Genomic DNA, 18,511 nt, shown 5'->3' with positions numbered 1-18,511 from the left:
CGCACCTCAGACAGAACTCGAGCGGCCTCTAAGCTAGTGTCTGCGGGGGCGAAAGGCCATCTATTTCCAACTGTTACGTCGACTTCAAAGACAACTGTGAGGCTATTTCAGCCCTGCACCGTCACCCGCGCGTTTCTCGCCCGAGATGATCGCCAAGCCATCGTGCCCCCTCCAGCGCCGCACCGACTTCTGAAAGAACTGGCTGTTAGGCACCTGCACCATTGTCCCGCCCAACTCAGCAGGCTCGATCAGTGTCGTGAACATCAGGTTGATGGCCGTGACGCGGCCTTTGATCCCGGGTTTGTCCGTGGTGTCCACCAGCTCCACACATCACCGATCCGAAAAGGTCCGATGGTGAAGATCAACACTGCACACAGCAGGTTGGAAAGCACGCTCCACATAGCGAAGAATGCCACCGCCGCAACCGCTACGAACCCTGACAGTGCTGCCCACAACACGGCGGCTGAGACACCCAGCCGCCCGAGCACCGCAACCAACGCGGTGCCCATGATCAGCCAGCGTAAGCCGCCGCGAAGCATCACCAGCAACTCAGGCGGCAGCAGGGGGTAGCGCTCGCCCAGGCGGGTCAAAAAGCGGCCGACCAACCGTTGCAGGGTGTACCCGATCATAAGAATCAAGAGAATCTGCAGACCGACCACAATCGGTTCGATCCAGTAAGCCGGTACCGGTAGTGCCAAAGACTCCATCAGGACAGCGCTTCCAGCTCGGCCTGCATCGACTCAAGTAGCTCCAGCGCTTCCATCCACGCCTCTTCCAACTCTGACTCACGCACCTTCAGTTTGGCTTGATCGGCCAACAGGTCGCGCAGTTTGTCCTTATTGGCAGCTTCGTAAATAGCGCTATCGCCCAAGGCTGCCTCGATTTTCGCCAGTTTCTCGTGCAGCGCGCCAAGCTCCGTTTCCAGCTTCTCGGCTTCGCGCTTGTGCGGCGCCAACTGCTGGCGCAAGGCCGCTGCCTGCTGACGCTGGGCTTTCTTGTCGGTCTTGTCGGCGTTGACAGATGTGTTGCTGACCGGTGCATTGCGCTGACGATAATCGGCCAGCCAGCGGGTGTAGTCGTCCAGATCGCCGTCAAATTCCTCGACCACGCCGTCCGCCACCAACAGGAAGTTATCGGTGGTGCTCTTGAGCAAATGACGATCATGAGAGACAACCAGCACCGCACCGCTGAATTCCTGCAATGCCATGGTCAGGGCCAGGCGCATTTCCAGATCCAGGTGGTTGGTCGGTTCGTCGAGCAGCAGCAGGTTAGGTTTGTCCCAGGCGATCAGCGCCAAGGCCAGACGCGCCTTCTCGCCACCGGAGAAGTTCAGCACCGGCTCTTCCAGCCGCGCACCGCGGAAATCGAACCCACCGAGGAAGTCACGCAGCGTTTGCTCACGCTCGGACGGCGCAATGCGCTGCAAGTGCAGCAGTGGGCTGGCCTTGGCGTCGAGGGAATCCAATTGGTGCTGGGCGAAATACCCGACAACTGTGTTCTCGCCACGCACCAGTCGCCCGCTCAGCGGTTCGAGTTCGCCGGCAAGGTTTTTGATCAGGGTGGATTTACCAGCGCCATTTGGCCCCAGCAAGCCAATACGCGCGCCCGGCGTCAGTTGCAGTTTGACCTTCTGCAGCACGGCCTTGTCGCCATAGCCCAGACGCGCATCCGACAAGTCCAGCAGCGGGCTGGAAATCTTGTCGGACTCGCGGAAGGTGAAATCGAACGGCGAATCGACGTGCGCGGCCGACAGTTCCTCCATCCGCTCCAGCGCCTTGATCCGGCTCTGTGCCTGGCGAGCCTTAGTGGCCTGGGCTTTGAAGCGAGCGATGTACTTTTCCATGTGCGCACGTTGCGCCTGCTGCTTCTCGTAGGCCTGCTGCTGCTGGGACAGACGCTCAGCGCGGGCACGCTCGAAAGCGCTGTAGCCGCCGCGATACAAGGTGATTTTTTTCTGTTCGACGTGGGCGATTTGATCGACCACCGAGTCAAGAAAATCCCGGTCGTGAGAGATGAGCAGCAGCGTTCCCGGATAGCCCTTGAGCCAGTCTTCGAGCCAGATAATGGCGTCGAGATCCAGGTGGTTGGTGGGCTCGTCGAGGAGCAACAGGTCTGACGGACACATTAATGCCTGCGCAAGGTTCAGGCGCATTCGCCAGCCACCGGAGAAACTTGCGACCTGCCGTTCCATCTGCTCGTTAGTGAAGCCCAGCCCCGCCAGCAGCTTGCGCGCACGCGCATCGGCGGTATAACCATCTGCGCTGTCCAGCTCCGAGTGCAGCCGCGCTTGAGCCGCGCCGTCCTGGGCAGCTTCGGCGGCGGCCAGATCCTGCTGTACCTGACGCAGACGCAGGTCCCCATCGAGGACGTAGTCCACTGCCAGACGCTCGAGGGTATCGACCTCCTGACGCATGTGGGCGATGCGCCAATCGGCAGGCAGAAAGCAGTCGCCGTTGTCAGGGGATAGTTCACCCCGCAGCAAAGCGAACAGGCTGGATTTACCGGCGCCATTGGCGCCGATCAGGCCGGCTTTCTGGCCGGCGTGCAGGGTCAGCTCGGCGTCTTCTAGCAGACGTTGCGGACCACGCTGTAAGGTAAGGCTTTGAAGTCTGATCATAATGGCGGCGGAGTCTACCAGCTTCGTCCAAAACAGGTAGCTGACTATGCCTTCCGACCTTTGGAGTTTTACCCTGGATTTTTACGCGCGACCGGGCGTCGAGCAAGCCTGCTTGAAGCTGCAAGACAGAGGTGGCAACGTCTGCGCCCTATTGTGTGGCGTTTGGCTAGACCAGCGCAGCATTGCTTTCGATATCAGGCGAGCGGACGAAATCAGACAATTGGCCACCCCCTGGCACGACAGGGTCGTTGGTCCGTTGCGGACAGTACGCACGCAATGGAAGTCCGCCGCTGCGACTGACGAGGAACTCAGTGCGCTGCGTGAGCGATTGAAAGGGCTGGAGCTGGATGCCGAGCGCGAGCTGCTGGTGAGGCTGCAACGACTGGTTCAGGGATGGCCGGAACAAGACCCCCAGGAAGCGGGGGTCTGGCTGGACGCATTGGCGGGTGAAGCGGCAAACGAGGCGCCCGACGCGCTGGATATCCTGAGGCGCGTCGGGAAAGACCTGGCTTAGGAAGCGCTGTTCGATGCTGATCCGCTCGCTGGCGTGGCTGCCGCCGCGGTCGGCGTCGCGGACGCGGTGGTCTCCGTAGAGGCAACCGGGGCAGAGGTCCCAGGCTTGGCAGCAGGTTTCGCAGCGGATTTGACGGTGGCTGGTTTGGCCGCAGGCTTGCTCGCAGCAGGTTTGCTGGCCGCGGCTTTGGCTGCGGAGGTTTTGGCAGCAGTAGCGGGCTTCGCAGTAGCGCTGGTGGCTGGCGCTTTTGCGGCAGACTTGGTAGCCGGTTTAGCGGCAGGCTTGGCGGCAACGGCGGTTTTGGCCGCAGATTTAGCTGCTACGGTTTTAGCCGGAGCCTTGGCAGCGGCGGGTGCTTTTGCAGCAGGCTTGGCGACTGCCTTGGCGGCCGGTTTCGCAGCAACTGGCGCTTTGGCGGCAGCGGGTTTAGTGGCTGCAGTTTTGGCCGCGGGCTTAAGTGCTGGCTTGGCCACTGCTTTCACCAGTGCTTTTGTAGCAGGTTGGGCAGCAGCTGTCTTATCAACAGATTTGGCTTTAGCGGATTTGGTCGATTCATTCGCGGCGGCCTTGGCGCTTTTGGCTGTGGCCTTCGCGGAGGATTTCGCCGATACCTTGGCAGGAGCGTTGGCGGCACGATCACTCAGCGCCTTGCCGACAGCCTCCTTCACCCGGCCAATCCCCTGCGCCAGTTGCAGGCTTTCCTGGGCATCACGCTTGAGGTTGAGGATGTAGGAGCGGGTTTCGGTTTGACGATTTTTCAATGCGTCGAGCAGCGATTCAAGCTCAGCCACTGCATCTTTGGCCTTGCCCTGTGCCTTGGCTTTGCCAGCAGTGGCGGCGTCCTGCAATTTGGTACGCGACTTGTGCAGTTTTTCCTGCGCTTTGCCACGTTGTTTCTCAAGTTTGGCGAGCAGTTTCTCGGCATCAGCCAAAGCCTGAGAGCAGGCATCTTCAAGGTGTTCGAGCAAGCTGCTCGAGAGCTGTTGGAGCAAATGCAACGGCGTGTTTACTGGCTTGTTCGTGGCCGACATGACTTACCTCCTGGCTGATTTGAATGCGGCTCATACTAGACCTCTGCCCGCACTGCCGCTAGGGCATCTTGACACTGCAAATCGGGCTCTGTTGCAGGTCGGCCAAAAACCCTGCACATCGTCATCACATTCCCCGGCCGCGCTGGCATAATTGCCGCTTCCCAGGCCGGAGAGCATTCATGTCGCGCTACTTGTTAATGTCGTTGTTCCTCTTGGTACCTCTTGCCCACGCGACCGATGCCTCACCGTCCGATAACGCCCATGATCTGGCGTACAGCCTGGGAGCGAGCCTGGGTGAGCGCCTGCGTCAGGAAGCACCGGATCTGCAGTTGCCGGCATTGATCGAAGGCTTGCAGCAGTCGTATCAAGGCAAGCCGCTGGCAATCAAGCAGGAGCGTATGGAGCAGATTCTCAGCGACCACGACGCAGCACTTGCGCAAGCCGAAAATTCCGGCCAGTCCGAGCCACAGACCGAAGCGGCGCTCAAGGAAGAGCGGCGTTTCATGGATAGCGAAAAAGCCAAGCCGGGCGTCCGTCAGCTTGCCGACGGCATCCTGATGACCGAACTGACACCTGGCACTGGCCCGAAACCCGACCTCAATGGCCGGGTTCAGGTCAAATACGTGGGGCGCCTGCCCGACGGGACGATCTTCGATCAGAGTCAGCAGCCGCAATGGTTTCGTCTGGATAGCGTAATCGCTGGCTGGACCACTGCGCTGGCGGACATGTCGGTGGGTGCGAAGTGGCGACTGGTGATTCCTTCGGCGCAAGCGTATGGCGCAGAAGGCGCGGGGGATTTGATCGACCCGTATACGCCGCTGGTGTTTGAGATTGAGCTGCTGGCAGTATCGCAATAAGTGCCAGCCTGATCCGGTGTACCGGCGAATTGGGCGGGCCAGATGGCTGGGTCGACTGACACATCGCGTTCGCTGCCGTCGTAGCCTCCGACGTACAGCGACCGTGCCGCTCTTCGGATTCTTGGCCCACGCAGACTGAATTGCCGACGCCACGTGTGGCGGAACAGCAACGCAGGAGCATTAAAAAGGGCGCTGTGTTGGCGCCCTTCTTTAACCGCGAGTCCAGTCAGGCCTGGACCGCATCCTGTTGCTTATGCGAGTTGTGCAGCACTTCAATCAAACAGTCTTCCAGATCGAAGCGCTCATGCAACAAGCCTCCCAGCTCCTTGAATTTTTCCGCCACGCATTTTCCTTCGTCACACAGATCGTTAAAAGCCAACAGCTTCTCTGTGATCACGTCGATACGAGGATAAAGCGTATTGGCAAGGTCGAGCCCGCGTTCATCGTTGAAAGCTTTGGCTTCGCCATTCAGTTGCTCATAGACTTCGAAATGACCTGCCGATACATAATCAACGAGACGGTCGCAGAGTTCCTGCAGCTGCTGGGTGGTTCCAGACAACGCTTGAGGCTCGGCGCCGAGCACATCGTAAGCCTTGACCAGTTCGTGACGCTCCTGCAACCAACGATCAATCAACTTATGAACCCCACCCCAGCGTTCCTGAGCATTCTGACAACTTTCCAGCATGATGTTCTCTCTCTTCCCTTCAGGGGCCTGCTGCCTGTCGCTTGGCGATCCGGCTTCATGCTTATGAAACCGGGTCTGAAAAAAACGTCGACAGCAGCATTATTGCGATGGTGCGTGCGAGCCAGATTATGCCCGCGCGTCGTGGCCTTCAAGGTACGCAGGAGATAAAGTTCATACAAGTGTTTAATCAGCCGAGCCTATATCCATTGATCTGAATCGACAAAACTCGATGAAAAGGTAATAAAGCGCAAAGAGACTGACGCCTGAAAAGGCCAGCAGGCTCCACTCTGGAAGACTGATGCCGAAGAGTGACCAAGTGATTTCAGAGCATCCCGCTCTTCCGGCAAAAATCATCGCCAGGACCTTGAGCCAAGGCTGCGTATCAAGCAGATACTGCAAATTAAGCAGGCAGACATCCGGATTGTCCGGGGGTGAGGCTTGCAGCCATACCTGCCGCCCCGCCAGCGCCGCGCCGCATAACGAAACGAACAACAGGCCTCCCGAGTAAAGGCGCCAGCCGAGCGTGCCGGGTGCATGCAGGGCAGCTACCAGGCAGACGCCGGAGCAGGTGAGCAACAGCACCCGTTGTGCGAAGCAGAGCGGGCATGGAAATGAGCCCACCACGCGCTCCAGACAGACAGCCGCGCCCACAATCAACGCACAGGCGAAAAACGCCAGGAAGAACAAGGACCGTGTGCGAGCCAGATGCATGGAAAATCCGAAACAAAAGACGAAGGCGGTTACGGTAGAGGAAAGCGCGACTCGCTTTCAAGGCAACCGGGGGAGGATATTTCTTAGTCTGAACAAGGATTTCCCGACCGAAGGAATAGGAAGATATACCCTTCATCAGGGGATTGAGATAGAAACCCAATGAGCTTTCGGAAACCTCCTACACAGCTTTGCGAAGCAGGCGCAAAAAAGCCCTTATTCAGGGCCTTTTGCAGAGCAGGGGCAGAAGGCTTACGCGCGAACCAACGCAGGCAATGGACGCGCTAATAAACGCTCATCCAATAGGCCCAGCCCCTCCTGAAACAATTGGTTGCTGCGATCAGTCTCACCCAGTCTACCCAGCAGACGTGCAAGCTCGGCACAGGCTTCGGGATTGCGCTCCAGCCGCAGACTGCCCTCCAGATAGTCACGCGCCTTACCCCATAAGCTGCTTTGCAGGCATAGCCGGCCCAGGGTCAATAGCAAGCCAGGGTCTTCCGGATGCTGCTTCAGCCAACCCTCTGCCGTCTGCAATTGCTTGGCGGGATCACTTCCGCGTACCAGACCGTAGAGCCGCGCCAGATGACTGTTGTAGTCACGTTTCATGGCACTGCGCAGCACTTCTTCGGCTTGCACATCCGCGCCATGGCGACGCAGTTGCTCGGCATAGGCCAAAATCAGCGCCGGCTCCTGGCGCTGAGCGGAGGAGAGTTGCTGCCAAGCCAGTTCCAATGCTGGCAAACCGGCAGGACCGGATTCGTTTTCCGCCCCTCGGTAAGCGGCCAGCGAGAGGTTCTCGCTCCACGCACGTTTTTCCAGCTCCGCGAGTTCCTGCGCCGGCAGAACGTTATCCTTGCGCAACTCCGGCATCAGACGAACCAGTTCAGGCCAATCACCACGCTGGCGATAAAGCCGCTGCAACTGACGCAATACCTGAGGGTTATGCGGATGTCGCTCCTGCATGGCCTGCAACGTATTGAGCGCGCCATTACTGTCGCCCCGGTCAAGTTGCAGTTGCGCGTGATTCAGGGCAATCGCAAGTTCGGCCTGCGGCTGACGCTCCAGGGCGCGTTCGAGCAGGGTGTCACTGTCCTCGTAATGCCCTTGCTCGCTGGCCGCACGTGCTGCGCCAAGGTAATACAACAACGGTTGAGGCTCAGCCTCGGCGGCCCGCTGCAAGTGGCGTTGAGCGCTGGCCCAGCGACCTTCTGCCAAGTCCATCTGCCCCTTCTCGATAGCCACCTGCACCCGGCGACTGCGGTTGCGTCGCGACCAAGGGTTGACCACGCCGCTCGAAGCGGTCAAGAGCCTGATCACGCCACGTACCAGCCAGACCACCAGCGCAATCGCCACCAACAACGCCAGCGCTGCCCAGAGGCTCGACTCATAGCGGAAGGTGTCATACGCAATCAGCACATAGCCTGTGTGACGAGAGATCGCCAAACCTGCCAGTGCTGCGAGGATGATCAGTACAAACACGATCACGTAGCCGCGCTTCATGTCTTGCTCCCCGGCGGCGTCCCTTCAGCAGGCTGCTCAAGTGCACCGTCCACGGGGGTGTGGCGTTGTTGCAGATACGCCTGCACAGCACCGAGACTTTGCGTCAGATCAGGCGTGATTACGGAGACCGGCTTTTTGGCCAGCTCATCCAGGCGCTCGCCCAGCATCTTGCTTTGCGAGTTGTCCTGATTGAAGTTAGCGTTCAAGACGCTGCGTGCCTCAGTCACGGCCTGGGTGTAAACCTGCGCCTGACCATTAAGCGCCGCCCACTGCGCCTGCTCCAGCGCCAGACTCAGCGCCAGACGGACTTGGGTCAGACTCTGCCCGGCCAGCAACGGACGGATGTTCTTGTCCGCGTGGAAATCGATGCGAATGTAACGGGATATTTTTTCCCACCACTTGGCCCAGTAACTGTCTTCTTTGCCGTCGGTTAACCCAAGCAGAGACTCGCCTTGATCCTTGTATTCAGGTGCCAGTGCATTCAGTTGGGTAACTTGATCACGCAGAGCGGCCAATTGCAGGAACAGCCCCGTACGGTCAGGCTGATCGACGCTACCCAGCGCGGCCAGACTTTTGGCCAGTTGTTCACGAGCGCCGAACGCTGCCGGATCATCCTGCTCGCGCAGAATCTCGTCGGCGCCCTGCACCAGCGCCTTAGCACTGTTGATGTCCTGAAGTGCAGACAACCTCAAACTGGCCAGACGCAGCAAGTGTTCCGCCTCAGCCAGACGCCAGTCTTTGCGGCTTGCGCCAAGTACCGTTTCCACACGCTGACTCAAGCGCTGCTGATCGCCTTGCAGTTGAGTCACCAGTCGGCGACGATCTTCCAGTTCTTCGGCGGGCGGCAACTGGGCCAGGCGTGCAGACAGTTGCTGCTCGCTCTGTTTGAGGGCCTGGGTTTGCGCGCCGATATCCTGCAACTGGCTGGACTGCTGCTGATGACCGGCCTGGACGGCGCGCAGTTGCCAAACGCTCCAGCCACCGACAGCTACACCTGCCGCGCCCAGCAGCAACGCCAGAATAGCCAGACCGCTGCTGGAACGACGATGGGAAGGTTCTTTTCGCACTGGATCCGGTCGTGGCTCGGGTTGGGCCAGTAGCGGTTCAGCGTCATCTTTTGGCAAGACTGTTTCGCTCACGTATCCATCCTTTGCATTTGGGCGTAATCGCGTAATCCGAATCGTCGATCATTACGCCTGAGGGGCAGGTTCGGGTTGTTCTCGCAACGCTGCCAGCAAGGCCGAAGCGCTCGCGCCACGGCAGTCCACTACGGTTAGAGCCCCGGCCTCACGCGCCAGCTCGGCGACTCGGAGGCTTGGTACGAATAAAGGCATCTGCGCAAGTTCCGGCCAGGCATCACCTGCCAGATCATGCAGATGTTGAAAACCCTGTCCACTGCTGACCACCAGCCCGTTCAAGCGTTCCGCTGCAACTTGCCGTGCCAGCGTGAAAGCCGGGTACTGCGGGAGCTTGCGCCGGTACAGCTCAAGATAATCGACAGTAGCACCCTGTTCACGCAGGCGCTCGGCCAACAGTCCGCGACCGTCTTTACCACGCATGATCAGCACTTTGGGGTCGTAGCCGCAAATGGCTTCCTGAAGTTGCGGCAAGCCGAGCAACGCTTCACTGTCATCGCCCTGGGCCGGGAAGAATACGCGCAAACCGTAGTCATCCAGGATTTGCGCAGTGGCCGCACCCACAGTGAACCAGGTCTGCACTGGCGTTTGCGGCCAAACCTCGTCAACCATTTCGAGGCCGAGCCTGGCAGCAGGCTTGCTGACGACGATAACCGCGCAGTAGGCGGCGAGGTTATAGATGAGTGCGCGGTTCTGTTCCGAGACCGGTAATGGCTCGATCTCCAACAGCGGCAGGCTCGAGCTGAACACGCCCTGCTCTGCCAGCACGCCAGCCAATGCCTGCGACTCCTCGACCGGACGCGTCAGCAGCAAGCGCCAGCCTTTCACTCTTCGTCCGCCTGGCCGTAGACAGCCTTGAGGATTTTCGCCGCCCCCTGCGCCAGCAGGGCTTCGGCCACTTGCACTCCCAGGGTTTGCGCATCGGCGTGGGGGGCTCGCGCTTCGGCGTGCAGCAAAAGGCTTCCGGTAGGATCGCCCACCAGACCCCGTAACCATAACTGGTCGTTTTCCAGCACCGCATAACAGGCGATGGGCACTTGGCAGCCGCCATTGAGATGCTTGTTCAAAGCGCGCTCGGCAGTAACGCGCACGGCGGTTTCAGCATGATGCAGGGGCGTCAACAAGGCGTGCAGTTCGGTATCGACACTGCGGCATTCGATGCCCACGGCGCCTTGCCCGCCAGCGGGCAAGCTGTGCTCGATGCTGATCGGGGAGGTGATGCGGTCTTCGAATCCGAGTCGAATGAGACCGGCTGCGGCGAGGATGATGGCGTCGTATTCACCGGCATCGAGCTTGGCCAGACGCGTGTTGACATTGCCGCGCAGGAAATGGATTTTCAAATCGGGACGGCGAGCCAGCAATTGAGCCTGACGGCGCAGGCTGGAAGTGCCGACGACGCTGCCTGAGGGCAGTTCATCAAGGCTGGAAAAAGTAGTGGAGACAAAGGCATCGCGCGGATCTTCACGCTCACAGATACAGAACAGGCCCAGGCCTTGCGGGAAGTCCATGGGCACATCTTTCATGGAGTGCACGGCAATATCCGCTTCATTCTCCAGCAGCGCGGTTTCCAGTTCTTTGACGAAGAGGCCTTTACCACCGATTTTGGATAACGGAGAGTCCAGCAGCTTGTCGCCGCGGCTAACCATCGGAACCAGGGTAACGATCAGGCCCGGATGAGCTTCCTGCAGACGGGCCTTGACGTATTCGGCCTGCCAGAGGGCCAGCGCACTTTTGCGGGTGGCGATGCGGATTTCGCGTGTGGACATGGATCAATCCGTACTGAGTAAATGCGGCGGATAATAACAGCTCGGTCCGAGAGCACCGAATGACTGTCGTCAATCCGCTCGCATGATTAACTCAATCGATACACGGATGCCCTGTGACGGCATGTCGTTCTTGGGATGCTAGTGGCCCCCAGAAAAAGAGAAGACAGGGCCGATTTCCGCTACTACTCAACACTTGCACGTACTTTCGAAACATCGCCGTTGCACAGCTTACAACTGCTGCATCATTTTGCGCACGCCAGCCACATGCCTGCGGCTAACGATCAGGGCGTCACCTTTGAGGCCTTTTAGGAACAGCTGAAAATGCCCCAGTGGCGTGCGTTGCAGGCGTTCGATGCGATCACGTGCAACAAGCGCATTACGGTGGATGCGCACAAACCGGTCACCGAACTCATCTTCCAGCGCCTTGAGCGGCTCATCAAGTAGGACTTCGCCACCCTCGTGACACAGGGTCACGTATTTATGGTCGGCAATGAAGTAGATCACGTGATTCAGCGGGATCAGCTCTATGCCCTTGCGGGTGCGGGCACTGATGTGACTGCGCGGACCGTTGCCGCTTTCGGCGGCAGGCCGTGTCATCGCTGCCAGTTGCACGCGATTCGGTCGCTCGGCCTTACGCAGCGCTTCCAGCAGATTTTCCGGACGCACCGGTTTGACCAGATAACCCACGGCACTGACCTGGAAAGCCTCAAGAGCAAATTCATCATGGGCCGTGCAGAAAACCACGGCGGGCGGTGTGTCGCGCTCACATAATTTGGCCGCGACCTGCAGCCCATCTAGGCCCGGCATGCGGATATCGAGTAAAACCACGTCGGGTTTCAGACTATCGATCAGCGTCAGGGCTTCTTCGCCATTGGTGGCGCTGGGTTCAAGAACCCGATAACCCTCGAGATCACCGACCATGCGGCCCAGGCGTTCGCGGGCTAGGGGTTCGTCATCAACGATCAGGACATTCATATTGCTCTGGCTTCCTGCGTGAGTCTCGCACAAGGATAGCGTAGACAGGTGAAGTGACGACCGTCACGGCGCTCCACGCTCAGACTCGCGAGAGGGCCAAAAAGTGCCGTGATTCGGGCGCCGATATTTGCCAGGGCCTGCTGAGTGCCGCTTGAAGTCTGCCGATGGACAGCTTCGTCATAGGGGTTACTGACGCGCAATATGAATACTCCCCGTTCATAGTCTGCCTCGACCCTGACCACACCGCCTTCGATACGGGGCGCGATGCCATAGATCAACGCGTTCTCAAGTAATGGCTGCAAGGTTAGCTGGGGAATCGGCAAGTCGTCGGGAATTGCGCTGACGTCCCAGTCCAACTGTAGACGCTCGCCAAGTCGATATTGCTCAATCGATAAATAACGTTTAGCCAACTCCAGCTCTTCACCCCACGTAATCAGGCTGCCGGGCTTGCCCAGACTGGCGCGAAACAGGTCGGAAAGATCCAGCACGGCTTGTTCGGCCCTGACCGGATCGCTGCTGACCAGGCTGGCAATGCTGTTGAGCGTATTGAATAGAAAGTGCGGGCGGATCCGTGCCTGCAGCGACTCGATCCTGGCGCGCAGCTCCGCCTGCTGTTGCTTGCGCCACTGACTCTGCAGGTAAAAGTAACGCAACATCAGTGCCGACATGATGAGCGCAATCAAGGAATAGCGAACGTAACGCTCGATATCACTGTCGACCGTTGCCACGTCTGCTAGCTGGCAGTATTCGGTCACCGCCGTACACAGCAAGGTCACCGCCACCACCAGAAAACAGCACAAAGCGCCCGCGACACCCGCTTGCAGTCGGGCCAGCCAAGGCCGCAATCCGCACAACAGCGCCGCCGAGAGCAACACGATCCACTGCACGAACAACGAGATCAATGCCAGCCGTACCCAGTCAAACCCCGGATGCATCGGCTCGACCAATACCAGCACGAGCACCAACAGTTCGGCGAGCACGACCAGAACCAGCAGCGCCTGCGGCAGGCACAGTGCCGGGAGGAAGAACTCTTTACCGGGTGCAGGGCTGCGGCCCGGCTTACTGCGTTCGTTGTGCATGACAGCAGTCTCTGCGCTCACACCCTTGTGGGCAAGCCGTCGAGAATAAAACCCCGGCAATGCTGTTATCATCGCCCGCGCCTTTTAAAACCGGCGACATCACCTATTAACACAACCGTCATCAGTACAGTCATCAGCAGAGCAGCGAGCCAATCATGAGCACCGACAAGACCAATCAGTCCTGGGGCGGCCGCTTCAGTGAACCCGTCGACGCCTTCGTCGCACGCTTCACCGCCTCCGTCACTTTCGATCAGCGCCTTTATCGCCACGACATCATGGGCTCGGTTGCCCACGCCACGATGCTGGCCAAAGTCGGCGTGCTGACCGATGCCGAACGCGACACCATCATCGACGGCCTGAAGACCCTTGAGGGCGAAATCGAGGCGGGTATGTTCGAATGGCGTGTGGACCTGGAAGATGTGCACATGAACATCGAAGCACGCCTGACCGACCGCATCGGTATCACCGGCAAGAAGCTGCACACCGGTCGCAGCCGCAATGATCAGGTCGCGACCGACATCCGCCTGTGGTTGCGTGATGAGATCGACCTGATTCTGGCTGAGATCACGCGCCTGCAAGAAGGCCTGCTGGGCCTGGCCGAGCGTGAGGCCGACACCATCATGCCGGGCTTTACCCATCTGCAGACCGCACAGCCGGTGACCTTCGGGCATCACATGCTGGCCTGGTTCGAAATGCTCAGCCGCGATCACGAGCGTCTGGTCGATTGCCGCAAACGCACCAACCGCATGCCCCTGGGCAGCGCCGCGCTGGCTGGCACCACCTACCCTATCGACCGCGAACTGACCTGCCAGTTGCTGGGCTTCGAAGCCGTGGGCGGCAACTCGTTGGACAGCGTGTCCGATCGCGACTTCGCCATTGAATTCTGCTCGGCCGCCAGCGTTGCGATGATGCACCTTTCGCGTTTCTCCGAAGAGCTGGTGCTGTGGACCAGCGCGCAATTTCAGTTCATCGACTTGCCGGACCGTTTCTGCACCGGCAGTTCGATCATGCCGCAAAAGAAGAATCCGGACGTGCCGGAGCTGGTGCGCGGCAAGAGTGGCCGCGTGTTTGGCGCACTGATGGGTCTGCTGACCTTGATGAAGGGCCAGCCGCTGGCCTACAACAAGGACAATCAGGAAGACAAGGAACCGCTGTTCGACGCCGCCGACACTCTGCGCGATTCGCTGCGGGCTTTCGCCGACATGATTCCGGCGATCAAACCCAAGCACGCCATCATGCGCGAAGCTGCCTTGCGCGGGTTCTCCACGGCCACTGACCTTGCTGACTATCTGGTACGCCGCGGCCTGCCGTTCCGTGACTGCCACGAGATCGTCGGTCATGCAGTGAAATATGGTGTGCAGAACGGCAAGGACCTGGCGGAAATGACGCTTGAAGAGCTGCGCCAGTTCAGCGATCAGATCGAGCAGGACGTCTTCGCGGTGCTGACCCTGGAAGGTTCGGTCAACGCCCGTGATCACATCGGTGGGACAGCACCGGCGCAGGTCAAGGCCGCAGTAGGCCGTGGCAAGCAGCTGCTCGCCAATCGATAGCCCTGATCCACTCATGGAGCGCTGCTCGCATTTGGCTGCAGGAGCGCGTTGAGCGCAGGCGTCGCCATACGTGAGGCGTCCGGACGACCACCTGACGACCGATAGCAGTTAAACTGCCGGTCTTTCCTGAGGAGTCCGCCATGAGCGACCACATCGACAATGACGAAGAAGAGTTCGCTGAATCGACCCTGATCCAGGCCATCGAAAACCAGATCGAAAGCGACAACCCACCGGCCGCCAAGGCCACGTTCAACAAACTGACCTTGGTCGGTTATGAACGTGACGACATTCTGGAAATGATGGCGCACGTGCTGGCCGTTGAGATTGACGGCATCCTTCAGGACGACCGCCCATTCAACACCGAGTGGTACGAAAAGGCCCTGCGCGCCTTGCCGGAAATGCCACCGGGCGTGAAGCTCGAAGACGGCGAGTAATCCTCACCGGTCCGTTCACTGCAATATTCCCTGAAGCAGCGAATTCCTTCGCGAGAGGTCCGTACAGTCAATACAGTGCTGTAGCCCGATCAACTTTTCGCGAACGACTTCGCGCCCACGGATTTCGGCGCCAATCTGGAGCCCTCTCCCCCAGCGACGTCAACGCCCTCGAATCATCTGACAATCGCCCAGATACTTCCTGCAAAACCCTCAGACGCTAACTACACTCCAGGTGCCTCGCTGCCGCTTGATCTACGAGGCTGTCACGGCTGCGATTCGTTCGCCGCGTCATCCATTACAAAAAGTCTGGAGTCCCTATGTCGTTTACCCCTGAATTGGTCGCCGAACTGGAAATCCTGTCACTGTTCAATCTGAGCAATACCCAGGAGGGCCTGAAAGTCCACCATGTGGCTGCTCCTGCCGCCGTCGCCGCAGCCAGACGACTCCATGAAAAAGGCCTGACGACTCACGTCGATGGAGGCTACCTCACCGGTCTGGGCCTGGATGCCGCCGAACACGCACAATCACTGCTGATTATCCTTTCCACCACTCAGGAAGCAGCCTGAGCGTGCCGAGTCGCGAAACCTTTGCCGGAACGCATGAAATAAAGGTTTCGCGAACCCTTCATTTGTAAGAAGCTGCGCCGATAAAGTTCTGGCGCCAGAAAAAAAATACACACAGCCGCCTATCAACGCCTGATGCTGCATCTTTCTTTCCTGTCGCCTGCTCAGCCCCCCAGCAGTGCCGCATGTCGGCTTCGAGTCGCGATGATCCATAGTTTCGAGATCCGCCCCGATCTGGATGAGGGCATTGACCGCAAGGTGCTCAGCCAGCTGCGCAACCGCTTCCTGACCCTCAATGCAGGGCGGATGAACCGCGCCAATGAAGGCTTGTCCCCACGCCAGCAGTCAGTTCTGGCCATGCTGCCGTTGTTCTTTCACGTCAATCACCCACTTTTGCCCGGCTATGTTTCCAGCGCGACGCCGGCCGGGGTGTCCAACTACGAGCCGGCGACCCAGGCCCTGCTTGAAGCGCAGCGCCTGACGCGATCCTTTTGCTACAAACAGCGCAGGGGAGGCCCGCCACAACCGATCCAGGGCATTTTCCTGATGGGAAGTCTTGGCACGCTGGCCCAGGCCGATCAAAGCGACATGGACGTGTGGGTCTGTCATGACCCTAGCCTGGCAGCCGAAGAGGTGCAGGAGCTGCGCAAGAAATGTCAGGCGCTGGAAACCTGGGCCGCGACGATGGGCGCCGAGGCACATTTCTTTCTCATTGACCCGGCGCGGTTCGTGGTGGGCGAGCGCGACGCGCAACTCAGCAGTGACGACTGCGGAACGACTCAGCATTACCTGTTGCTGGACGAGTTCTACCGCACGGCGATATGGCTGGCGGGGCGCACACCTATCTGGTGGCTGGTACCGGTCTACGAAGAAGCGCGTTACGCCGAATATACCCATGCATTGCTGTCCAAGCGGTTCATCCGGGAGGATGAGGTGCTGGATCTGGGCAACATGTCCCACATCCCTGCGGGAGAGTTCATCGGTGCGGGCCTCTGGCAGCTGTTCAAAGGCATCGAATCGCCCTACAAGTCAGTGCTCAAACTGCTGCTGACCGAGGCGTATGCCGGCGATTACCCGCAGATAGACTGCCTGAGCATGCGGCTGAAAAAAGAGGTGTTCGCCAATCGTGTGAACCTCGACGAGCTTGACCCCTACATGATGGTTTACCGACGGATCGAGGAATATCTGCTGGCTCGCGGCGAAACCGAGCGCCTGGAGCTGGTGCGCCGATGCCTGTATCTGAAAGTGAATAAAAAGCTCAGCGGCCTGCCACGCCAGCGCGCCGACAGCTGGCAACGCCTGCTGCTGGAGCGCCTGGCGGTGGAGTGGCAATGGGATGAGCGGCAGTTGGCACTGCTCGACAGCCGCAGCCAGTGGAAGGTACGACACGTTTCCAGTGAGCGCCGAGCGCTGGTCAGCGAGCTTAATAACAGCTATCGCTTCCTCACCCAGTTCGCCCGAACGCAGAAGGCAATCAGTTCAATCACCAAACGCGACCTGAATATTCTCGGGCGTCGTCTTTATGCTGCGTTCGAGCGCAAGGCGGGTAAGGTCGAGTTCGTCAATCCGGGCATTTCGCCGGATCTCTCCGAGGACACGCTGACATTGGTGCAGTTGCCCGATAAGCGTGAGCCCGGCAAGTATCAATGGGGTCTGTACAACGGCAACCTCGCCGTTCATGAGTGGGAGTTGTTCGCGCCAATCAAGCGCACCCGTGAGCTGCTGGAATTGCTTGCCTGGTGCCATCGCAACCATGTGATCGACAGCAGCACGCGTCTGGCCCTGCATCCTGGCAACAGTGACCTGACCGAATTCGAGTTGTTCAACCTGCAAGGTGCGCTGCAACAAACCATTGCGATGCCATTGGGAGTGGTACCCGAAGAGGTCCTGCTTCGCCCAAGCGTGCCGAGTGAAATTTTGCTGCTGGTGAACGTGGGGGTCGATCCGCTCAAGCATCACAAAGACCTGAATATCCTGATGACCACCGAGCGCACCGACTCGCTGAGTTATGCCGGGGTTCGGGAGAACCTGGTGCTGACCTTCGACCAGATCACCCTCACCAGCTGGAACGAGGTGCTGGTCAATCGCTTCGACGGCCCCCACGCCCTCCTCGACTGCCTGACCGAGCTGCTCAACAATGCAACGTTGCCCAAAGCGTCGATCAACGTGCGCTGCTTCTGTCATAACCGGGCCCCTGCCATCGCACAGCGAGTCGATGAGCTGACCCAAACCGCGCAATTGCTGCTGTCTCGCCACCTGAACCACCGCTACCTGATCCAGGTCCAGCAGCGCTATCACGTACTGGAAATGATGCCAGGGCAAGTCAGGCATGTGGCGCTCGACACCCTGCCCGCCCTTTACCAATACCTGGGCAAAGAATTGCCGGGCTACAGCCCGATTCATCTGGACCCACAGGCGCTGGATGAAAGCGATCTGTCGCTTTTCATTCCCCACGCCCAGCCCGAATGCATCCAGGTGTTCTACCGGATCAACGAACCTTGTGCCGATCTGTACGTACTCGACGAACATAACGCACTGTGGCATCAGCGCCTGCCGTACCACGATGAGTCGAGCCTGCTGTTGCCGATCCAGCGTTTCCTGCAATCAGTGGCAAACCGGCGTGGCGCACTGCTGCCGCTGGACAACCCGCTCGATCCGCAGGCGCTGGAGACCTTGTACTACCGCATGACTCCCGATGGCGCCGGGCGCGCGCGTGGCATCGAACAACGGATCGGCCCGGTCATGGCCACCGACAAGCCGTTCCACGATGTGCAGGCCATCGTTGAGGAAGCGTCTCCGGGCGAAGTCAGCGTCACCTTGTATTGCGACGGTATGGAGTTTTCGGAGCTGGAGTTCGGCGCGCAGCTGTTCAACGTCGTTGCCCGTCAGATACTCGACCAGCGCCGTGAGACCCAGCGCTATCGGTGTTACATCACGGACCTCGATCTCTCGGGGATACTGGCGGATAGACGGGGCCAGACGAGTCTGTTCCTGCGCTACAAGGTGCAGTTGGAGAAATCGTTGAATGATGCAATGGATGAGGCCTGATGACGGCTATCGCGGGCTAGCCCTGCAGGAGCCTACGTCTTGACGTAA

16 protein-coding genes and 1 pseudogene are annotated in these 18,511 nt (G+C 59.3%); 6 read left to right on the top strand and 11 right to left on the bottom strand.

The genetic code is table 11. The features are described from left to right. Positions 1-102: 102 nt before the first annotated feature. Together EC915_RS14700 and EC915_RS14695 are read right to left on the bottom strand one after the other, a co-directional pair. Positions 103-707: pseudogene (locus EC915_RS14700) on the bottom strand (mechanosensitive ion channel family protein). Next, complete coding sequence (locus EC915_RS14695; RefSeq protein WP_133751264.1) at positions 707-2,617, bottom strand: ATP-binding cassette domain-containing protein; 1,911 nt, start codon at positions 2,615-2,617, stop codon at positions 707-709. The pseudogene EC915_RS14700 and the gene EC915_RS14695 overlap by 1 nt, the downstream one beginning before the upstream one ends. 46 nt (positions 2,618-2,663) lie before the next feature. On the opposite strand from EC915_RS14695, the gene EC915_RS14690 reads away from it, so the two are divergent. Next, positions 2,664-3,131, top strand: a complete 468-nt coding sequence (locus tag EC915_RS14690) for a TIGR02444 family protein (protein WP_133751263.1) — start codon at positions 2,664-2,666, stop codon at positions 3,129-3,131. Here the strand turns inward: EC915_RS14690 and EC915_RS14685 are convergent. Beyond that, complete coding sequence (locus EC915_RS14685) at positions 3,128-4,162, bottom strand: AlgP family protein (protein WP_133751262.1); 1,035 nt, start codon at positions 4,160-4,162, stop codon at positions 3,128-3,130. The genes EC915_RS14690 and EC915_RS14685 overlap by 4 nt on opposite strands. A 179-nt stretch (positions 4,163-4,341) precedes the next feature. Between EC915_RS14685 and EC915_RS14675 the strand changes: the two genes are divergently transcribed. Continuing rightward, complete coding sequence (locus EC915_RS14675; RefSeq protein WP_133751260.1) at positions 4,342-5,019, top strand: FKBP-type peptidyl-prolyl cis-trans isomerase; 678 nt, start codon at positions 4,342-4,344, stop codon at positions 5,017-5,019. Positions 5,020-5,245: 226 nt separating this feature from the next. On the opposite strand, the gene rsd is transcribed toward EC915_RS14675, so the two are convergent. The 8 genes from rsd to EC915_RS14630 all read right to left on the bottom strand — a co-directional run bounded on the left by rsd (position 5,246) and on the right by EC915_RS14630 (position 12,868). Beyond that, positions 5,246-5,704: a sigma D regulator gene (gene rsd, locus EC915_RS14670; protein WP_133751259.1), complete on the bottom strand. Its 459-nt coding sequence runs from the start codon at positions 5,702-5,704 to the stop codon at positions 5,246-5,248. A 183-nt stretch (positions 5,705-5,887) separates the two neighbouring features. Beyond that, positions 5,888-6,391, bottom strand: a complete 504-nt coding sequence (locus EC915_RS14660) for a disulfide bond formation protein B (RefSeq protein WP_256658739.1) — start codon at positions 6,389-6,391, stop codon at positions 5,888-5,890. 273 nt (positions 6,392-6,664) lie between these two features. Continuing rightward, a complete protein-coding gene (locus tag EC915_RS14655) occupies positions 6,665-7,912 on the bottom strand; it encodes a heme biosynthesis protein HemY (RefSeq protein WP_133751256.1) in 1,248 nt (415 codons plus the stop codon). After that, positions 7,909-9,051 (bottom strand): uroporphyrinogen-III C-methyltransferase, encoded by a 1,143-nt coding sequence (locus tag EC915_RS14650; protein WP_133751255.1) that lies wholly within the window; start codon positions 9,049-9,051, stop codon positions 7,909-7,911. The genes EC915_RS14655 and EC915_RS14650 overlap by 4 nt, the downstream gene beginning before the upstream one ends. A 51-nt stretch (positions 9,052-9,102) precedes the next feature. Beyond that, positions 9,103-9,876, bottom strand: coding sequence for a uroporphyrinogen-III synthase (locus tag EC915_RS14645; RefSeq protein WP_133751254.1), 774 nt, complete (start codon positions 9,874-9,876; stop codon positions 9,103-9,105). Then, positions 9,873-10,814: a hydroxymethylbilane synthase gene (hemC, locus tag EC915_RS14640; RefSeq protein WP_133751253.1), complete on the bottom strand. Its 942-nt coding sequence runs from the start codon at positions 10,812-10,814 to the stop codon at positions 9,873-9,875. Before hemC ends, EC915_RS14645 begins: the two co-directional genes overlap by 4 nt. Positions 10,815-11,042: 228 nt before the next feature. Then, positions 11,043-11,789 carry a LytTR family DNA-binding domain-containing protein gene (locus tag EC915_RS14635; RefSeq protein ID WP_133751252.1) on the bottom strand — a complete coding sequence of 249 codons (747 nt, stop codon included), beginning with the start codon at positions 11,787-11,789 and terminating at the stop codon, positions 11,043-11,045. Next, a complete protein-coding gene (locus EC915_RS14630; RefSeq protein ID WP_133751251.1) occupies positions 11,786-12,868 on the bottom strand; it encodes a sensor histidine kinase in 1,083 nt (360 codons plus the stop codon). The genes EC915_RS14635 and EC915_RS14630 overlap by 4 nt, the downstream gene beginning before the upstream one ends. 155 nt (positions 12,869-13,023) lie before the next feature. On the opposite strand from EC915_RS14630, the gene argH reads away from it, so the two are divergent. From argH to EC915_RS14610, 4 genes are all read left to right on the top strand, one after another. Next, entirely contained in the window at positions 13,024-14,418 is a 1,395-nt protein-coding gene (gene argH / locus EC915_RS14625; protein ID WP_133751250.1) for an argininosuccinate lyase, read from the top strand. 140 nt (positions 14,419-14,558) lie between these two features. Continuing rightward, the gene (locus EC915_RS14620) at positions 14,559-14,852 is read left to right on the top strand and encodes a hypothetical protein (protein ID WP_133751249.1); all 294 of its coding nucleotides are present in this window, start codon (positions 14,559-14,561) and stop codon (positions 14,850-14,852) included. Positions 14,853-15,169: 317 nt separating this feature from the next. After that, a complete protein-coding gene (locus EC915_RS14615) occupies positions 15,170-15,418 on the top strand; it encodes a TIGR02647 family protein (RefSeq protein ID WP_133751248.1) in 249 nt (82 codons plus the stop codon). Positions 15,419-15,619: 201 nt separating this feature from the next. Continuing rightward, positions 15,620-18,463, top strand: a complete 2,844-nt coding sequence (locus EC915_RS14610) for a class I adenylate cyclase (RefSeq protein WP_133751247.1) — start codon at positions 15,620-15,622, stop codon at positions 18,461-18,463. The last annotated feature ends 48 nt before the right edge of the window (positions 18,464-18,511 follow it).

It is taken from the genome of Pseudomonas sp. LP_7_YM, from assembly GCF_004364435.1.
Taxonomy (GTDB): Bacteria; Pseudomonadota; Gammaproteobacteria; order Pseudomonadales; family Pseudomonadaceae; genus Aquipseudomonas.
Note: the sequence above shows the minus strand (reverse complement) of the source record. Positions and strands in the feature narration are given on the sequence as shown.

Bases quoted from the DNA above. Each gene is read 5' to 3' on its own strand.
- EC915_RS14695 (WP_133751264.1), bottom strand. From the start codon at position 2,617: ATGATCAGACTTCAAAGCCTTACCTTACAGCGTGGTCCGCAACGTCTG.
- EC915_RS14690 (WP_133751263.1), top strand. From the start codon at position 2,664: ATGCCTTCCGACCTTTGGAGTTTTACCCTGGATTTTTACGCGCGACCG.
- EC915_RS14685 (WP_133751262.1), bottom strand. From the start codon at position 4,162: ATGTCGGCCACGAACAAGCCAGTAAACACGCCGTTGCATTTGCTCCAA.
- EC915_RS14675 (WP_133751260.1), top strand. From the start codon at position 4,342: ATGTCGCGCTACTTGTTAATGTCGTTGTTCCTCTTGGTACCTCTTGCC.
- rsd (WP_133751259.1), bottom strand. From the start codon at position 5,704: ATGCTGGAAAGTTGTCAGAATGCTCAGGAACGCTGGGGTGGGGTTCAT.
- EC915_RS14655 (WP_133751256.1), bottom strand. From the start codon at position 7,912: ATGAAGCGCGGCTACGTGATCGTGTTTGTACTGATCATCCTCGCAGCA.
- hemC (WP_133751253.1), bottom strand. From the start codon at position 10,814: ATGTCCACACGCGAAATCCGCATCGCCACCCGCAAAAGTGCGCTGGCC.
- EC915_RS14635 (WP_133751252.1), bottom strand. From the start codon at position 11,789: ATGAATGTCCTGATCGTTGATGACGAACCCCTAGCCCGCGAACGCCTG.
- EC915_RS14630 (WP_133751251.1), bottom strand. From the start codon at position 12,868: ATGCACAACGAACGCAGTAAGCCGGGCCGCAGCCCTGCACCCGGTAAA.
- argH (WP_133751250.1), top strand. From the start codon at position 13,024: ATGAGCACCGACAAGACCAATCAGTCCTGGGGCGGCCGCTTCAGTGAA.
- EC915_RS14620 (WP_133751249.1), top strand. From the start codon at position 14,559: ATGAGCGACCACATCGACAATGACGAAGAAGAGTTCGCTGAATCGACC.
- EC915_RS14615 (WP_133751248.1), top strand. From the start codon at position 15,170: ATGTCGTTTACCCCTGAATTGGTCGCCGAACTGGAAATCCTGTCACTG.
- EC915_RS14610 (WP_133751247.1), top strand. From the start codon at position 15,620: ATGATCCATAGTTTCGAGATCCGCCCCGATCTGGATGAGGGCATTGAC.